2 protein-coding genes are annotated in these 6,696 nt (G+C 45.2%); both read right to left on the minus strand.

From position 1 onward, the window contains the following. On the minus strand, positions 1-4,631 hold a 4,631-nt coding region (locus ACFINK_RS09000; protein ID WP_375638855.1), incomplete at its 3' end, for a two-partner secretion domain-containing protein. Between the two features lie 25 nt (positions 4,632-4,656). Beyond that, on the minus strand, positions 4,657-6,453 hold the full coding sequence (locus ACFINK_RS09005; RefSeq protein WP_375638857.1) for a ShlB/FhaC/HecB family hemolysin secretion/activation protein: 1,797 nt from the start codon (positions 6,451-6,453) through the stop codon (positions 4,657-4,659). Positions 6,454-6,696: the final 243 nt, after the last annotated feature.

Genomic DNA, 6,696 nt, shown 5'->3' on the forward strand with positions numbered 1-6,696 from the left:
GAGCCAACGGCATGAGAGGCTTGCATATCCACTTTCGTGTTTTTGGTGCGAAGATGATACTCCATCTCATCGTTTCTCACCCCTATTGTTACCTCCCCTTGGGCGCCAAGAGCAATATTACCCTTGGCATCTATATCGGAAGCAGCAATATGGATATCTTTTCCAGAGAGAACAGTGGTCTCTTTTCCAGAACTTAAATGAGAGCCATTGTGCAAGGCAACATGAGATGTTTCACTCCCACTCTGATTGTCCATGCTGTTGCGTGTGGCATCAATAGAAACATTGCTCTCAGCTTGTAAGAGAAGTTTATCCTTTGTTTGAACATCAGAGCCTAAAATATTCAAATCTTTTCCAGAGGCAAGTGTCGTCGAGCCTCCAGAGTTGACTTCTGATTTATGATGCATGGTGGCATCACCCTGTTCATCATGGTAATGGGTTTCTGCTGAACCGATCGTCAAGTTGCCTTGTTCTGTAGCCATGGCAAGATCACCCCCGGTAGTGATCCCCACCCCTGAGGCGGTGATATCTTGCTTGGCAATTACGCTCGCATTGCCCCCAGCAGAAAGCGCCTCGGTGTTTAATACGGTCTCCACGCCGTCAACCGTTGTGCGCCCTGCATCTAAACGAATATTCTTCTCCGCAAGGAGAACAGCATCGTTACCCGCAGCAAAATGCCCCCCTTGACTGAGGATATCCCCACCATGCACATGCAATTGGTGATTTGCCGCAATCCGCCCTGAATTGATAATCGTTGAATTGCTTGTATTCTGGCTGGTGATATTGACATCATCGCCCATGATCAAAGCCCCAGCAGAAACAAAGGAGGCTCTGTCTTTTTCAGGGATATAAAGCACCGGTGCGTAAACATCCATGCCCTTGACCTGTTGGCGCACATAAATCACCATCGGCGCTTCTAGGGACGCCAATTGTTCTTCACTCAAAGCCTCACCAAAAGGGAGATTGTGTGCTTTTGCATAGTCTGCCCCGACATCCAGCAAAGTTTTGACTTGTTCAATGGCATCACTTCCAGGAATAAAGGAGCCTTTACCCAAACCTTGACCCACAAGATCACGCATTTGTTTTTCAATCAATTCCTTTTCGAAATAAGCATCGCCTAAGAAAAAAATCTCTCTGTCAGGATTGTAACCAATTCTGTTCAAATAATAGGCTGAGCCATAAAACTTGCCGACATCAAGAAATTCTGCCCGCGTTTCATAAATGAAATTTTGATTGGGTAGCGTGCCCCCAACACCCCCCGATTGGGGCTTTGGTAAAGGGAGCCCCTCAGACAGTTCTCCTGCATTATTGAGATCCACTTTTGGTGTAAAGAGAGCATCAACCCCAGTTAAACCACTTAAGGACTCCAGTGGATTGCCTTCAACTGCTTGTGCTTTAAAATGCGCATCCCCTGTAATCGAACCTTCCGCTGCCGTGTTATTGAGTTGATCAACCACCAGATTTAAAGTGCCACCCGCTTGGACAAGACCAGGAACGCTCTCCAAAGCTTCTGAACCAATCTGGCGATCCTTGCCATTGGCTATATCTAAAGAAACATCGCGGCTTCCATCAGCTTTATAACCATAACAACTGTCTGTATTAGCCTGACAACCAAGATAAGTGTTTTTATAAGCCGTTGCCCCTAAATTGGTCAGCACATTGGCGTGGATATCGGCATTTCCCCCTGCTCTCATAGAGCTATAATGGTTGTCAATGGTATCAGCGTTAATGATGAGATTGCCACTAGATTGTATTACCCCCGAAACAGTTGGTTTATGCGAAAATGCTTGTGTGACAGTCTTTTCTGTCATATGTGACCAGTCTTCGTTTATTGACCCAAACCATCCTCCCTTCCGCCGAGAACCATTCCATTGGTAGCGTTTTACGGACTTTTGATCATAGACAGGCTTAAATTCCCAAGTAAAAGCCTTATAGACTGTTCCATCGCTTGAAATTGCGGTGCCATAGGTTTCTTCTTTGCTCGACCAAAGAGGAACATCCAAGAAAATTTTTACGTGCCCTTTAAAAGGTCCGGTATGACTTTGATGTTCGTGCCCTTGTCCCCAAAGGTTGGGACCATCTTGATATAACATCCCATCACTGAGCCTATCAGAACCCTCTGGTTTTTGGAAAGAAATATCGCTATATTTGGTTTTTTCCGTGATGACAGGCGTGCTATCAGCTTCGTTTTTCAGGGTGTTGGTTTGGATATTTAAGTTTCCACCAGCTTGAATAAAGCCTGCTTTGTTAACAAGCGAAAGGCTTTTTCCGCTGCCAGCCGCATTGGTGAAAGATAAATCTCCCTCTGCCATTATGGTGCCAAAATCATTCAACAAAGCTCCATCAACTTTGAGAGCACCATTGCCCTTCACATAAATTAAGCCCGTTTTGTTGTTGGTCACATCCCCCGTCACGCTAAAGACTAAATCCTGCCCCGATGCCAATTGACCGCTATTTCCAAGCTCCCCCGTCTTGATCACGAAATCTCGTGCCGCTAAAACAGACGTTGTCTCATCAACCATAACGCTTGGAGCAACAAAGAGAATATCTCCAGTTCCACCCTGATCTGTCACGGCTTGTAGCCGCGCATGGTGAATATCAAGGGCATTGGTGCTTTGAAAGTCTAAACCGCCATAAGCCAATTCGCTCTCTGAGACATCAATATGATCTGCAATTAAATACAGCGTTTGCGGCGTGTAAATATGAGAACGATTATTGCTTAAATCGAGAGTGTTTGCCGTCAATCTCACATCCCCCTCAGCAGACAACACATTCTCAACACTGATCTCTCCTGATACCGATGTCAATGTTGCGTTGCCATAGCCCATGACCTGATCATAATAGATGTCGTTGCCTGCAAAAATTTCAATATTGCCACCACTGGCAATCTGACCAACCTTCACCCCTTCTTTTGCTGTAATCAAAAGAAAGCCCTTTTCATCTAAAACAAGATCCCCTGAACCGCCCGTAGAAACGACACCTGTCATCAGTGTCCCTGCATCAAGGCTGCCAACCTTTAAAACAGCTTCTTCACCCGTCATCAGTGAAGAAAAGTCAACCGCCCCACCCTCAATATTTGCCTTGCCATAGGCTAAAAGTTGCCCAAAATGAACGGGAGCATTTGTTGCTGGTTGTGCTTGAATGGCAACATTTTGATGCGACAGAATTGTTTGAGAAACAGATAGCCCGTTATGAGAAACCAGGGTGATATCTCCTGCCCCATAAACACTTTCAGCGACAATCGCACCTTGACTGCTCTGGAGATCAACATCCCCTTGGGTGCCAAGAACAACAACACCAGTAGCACCCGTTGCCGCCATATCAACCCCACCGGCTAAAAGCTGCGCCTGTATATCACCACCGGCATGCGCCTTGAGGTTCCCTTGCGCTAAAACAATCCCCTCAAGCTTCAAGTCTCCGCCCGATTCAAGAGCCATATCAGCACCTGACCCTAGCCCTGAAACTTGAAGTGTCTGGCGCGAAGACAGCTCCATATTGCCCCCAGAGGTTGCCTTACCGGCAATCGATAAAAGCCCATCCTGCGCCTCTATCTTCAAATGACCATCAGCACCAACCGTTTCTAACGTCACATCCTTATGGGCGGCAATATCAATATGCTTTTTCGAGGTGATGTGCTTTGCCAATACGCTCTGGCTTTTCGATTTGAGGACAACACCCCCATGACCAAAAACATTTTTCAACGAGATTTTCCCATCAGCAGAAAGATGCAACTGCCCCGCATTGGCGGCCATATCATGGCGCATGCGAACCCCAACACCTTTTTCTGTTGCCACAAGTTTAATCTGATCCGCCTGTAGAGCCCCCAAAGCAGAACCATCTATCGCATATTCCGGTTTACCAGTAATATCAGTTAGCTCTTTCATTTCCCGTGAAGCATAATCAAAGTGACCCGTCCCTGCTGTCACTCCAATTTCTCTGCCCGCAACAGCTCCTTCAAAATGCACTGTGCGTGAGACAATATCGACAATATCAACCGCCCCTTGACCAGAGAAAAAATTGGCTCCCTTGGCGCCAAAGGTAATATCCCCACCTCGCACCTCAAAGCCTTTCAAAAAACCGCTCGCATCAATTTCGGGTACACCTGTGGTTAAGGTCGCATGGGGTGTATTGATAAAGCCACAACCATCACAACTTATCCCATTGGGATTGGCTATAATCACATCGGCGGGGCTCCCAAAAACCTCTCCTGGACCATTCAAAGCACTGCGCTTGCTGCTGGTCACTTCATTTAAAATCACTTTCGCCGAACCCGTGAGGCGCAAATGCGGATTGCCCGGCATAATGCCCCCCAACTGCGATTGCCCCACTTCTTGCGCATGATTGTTCCAAATCACACCTGGATTTCCAATATTAAAATCGTTATATTTATTGTGTGATAAGCCCTTGCCATTGGGGGTAACAATATCAATCGAGGGAACCCCATTGGGCGCTGCTACTATATCTGGGCGATGGGCAGCATTCGCGTTAGGATCCACAGTAATTTGTGCCTGTAACACTGAAGGGGCTAACAAACAAGAAAAACCAAGTCCCCCAAATAAAACCTTTTTGAGCATCGTACTGGAGACCAAAACACCTAATAAAGCTGCTCTTTCTGCTCTCTTCTCATATCTCATACTTTAACTCCCCAATAAAAAATGCTTAAAGTTCCATTGTTAATGTCATAAAAAATGTTCCTGATTTTTTGTGCTTAACTGTGCTCCAAAAAATACTGGAATAACTGGCATCAAGAGAGACCATGCCTCCCGCAAGCTTGACACCTGCTGTCCAACCGGCAAGCTGGTCACTCTTAATCCCATACAAAACTTGCGAAAACACACGCCCATAATCCAAACCAACATAAGGGCGAAGTTCACCAAAAACCTTTTTGAAGGTCGTGTGATTGCTCCACGGAATGGTGCGTAGCAACAAATCATTCCGGCTAAAAAAACCGTTATTGCCAAAAAGCAAACTCTCACGCGTGCCACGAACATTGGAAGCGCCCCCCAACGAAATCTGTTCAGCACCCAATAAATTATGCGGTGAATATTGACCACTCAAAAGATTGCTCAGTATAAAGTCCAAGCCCCCTACCTTAAAAGGCGTCATGACACTAAGCGTACCAGTAAATTTGGCAAATTGTGGCTCCGCATCCCCTGCTCCTGGCGCATGTTTCTTTACTGAATGAAACAAAGGGAGCCCTTGCAAATAACTCACATCAAAGGTCCAAGTCCCCCCCAACATCTGGCGCGAATGCGAAATGCCAAAATTGGCGACGCTATATTGACGGCTGCCCACTTCAATCTTATTGCCAAGAAGGTAATTGTTGGTTCTTTTATAAGAAAGACCTAAATTCAAGGTTGTAAGGGAAACACTATCACGGTAAAGAACCCTGCTTGTACTGGCGTGCAACTCACTGGAATCCCCCGTCGTCTCAATATCGGTAAAATTGCCAGGGATTATGCTTTGGTAATTATAAACAGTGCCATTCAATCCAAAGGTCCAATAACCATATGGAATACTCACACTCGCTGAAATGTTATTGCTATGTCCTTCTTGCTTGCTCCCACCCCAATAATCGGGCTCACTGCGTTGATAGTTAAAATCCCACGCATCATTCATCCCTAAAATATTTTCTACCCTCAAGCCCGCACTATAACGCGCATAACCCGTAGAGGCTTGTCCCATATTGTCATGAGAAACAGTAACCTTGAACGTTTTATCGGGATGATTGTTAATATTGACAATGGTGCTCCCTTCTTCACGCCCTGGAAGAAGTTCGCTTTGAGCATGTGCTGAACTCAAACGGTTGATCTGATCAAGCCCCTGTTCAATATCGCGCATGTTCAGAACATGACCTTGAAGCCCAGGAAAAGCACTCCACACAACATTGTTATAACGAGATGCCGGTGAACCATTATAGTAAATCTCTGAAAGCTTGCCCTCAACGACAACAAATTTGAGCGTCTTGCTGTTTTTGATATCTTGATCAGGAATGTAAAAACGCGCCGTCACATAGCCTTGATCCAAATAAACTTTGGTTAACTTCTTGATTAAGAGCTGAATATCGACAAGACCGATACATCTTCCAACATAAGGCTCTGTTACGGCTGATATAGAGCGCTTTTTGACATGATGCACTCCCTCAACAACAACAGCATGAATGGGAAAACATTGCTTCCCACCCAAAAGCATTTCTGGATTTTGCTCTGAAGGCGTCTTGATCCTTTTAGGCGTTAAAGACCGTAATTTCTCAATTCTTTCTAATTGCTGCTTTTCTGAATACCTGCGAGAAAAATTATCGGTTGGGGAATGAAAAATAGCTGAGGAGCGCGCATAAACATTTACACCTGTAAACAAGCCAAAGAAAACAACAATGGCACGAAAAATTCTCAAAAGAGAACTTTGGCGTAAAAATACAGAAAACAATACAGATTGCCCCCGCTTTGCACTATTCATGAAGCATGATTTAAAAGAACTTCATGGAACCGCTAACAAGTCCACTCAAAACAGCCACTGCCCTATGACGCTTTTAACAAAAGCACATGCCTCTGTAACCAAAGAAAAGTGACACCCAAAACTGCTTTATTTTACAAAAACCACTTTATTTTAACTGCTGAAGATCTCTCCCCCACATTTATGTAAAAAGACCTCTAAACAAAACTGTTTAGCCCGTCAATGGTTAATACATCAATATCCCCA

This window comes from Bartonella sp. AA16NXGY, from assembly GCF_042197325.1.
Taxonomy (GTDB): domain Bacteria; phylum Pseudomonadota; class Alphaproteobacteria; order Rhizobiales; family Rhizobiaceae; genus Bartonella.

Bases quoted from the DNA above. Each gene is read 5' to 3' on its own strand.
- ACFINK_RS09005 (WP_375638857.1), bottom strand. From the start codon at position 6,453: ATGAATAGTGCAAAGCGGGGGCAATCTGTATTGTTTTCTGTATTTTTA.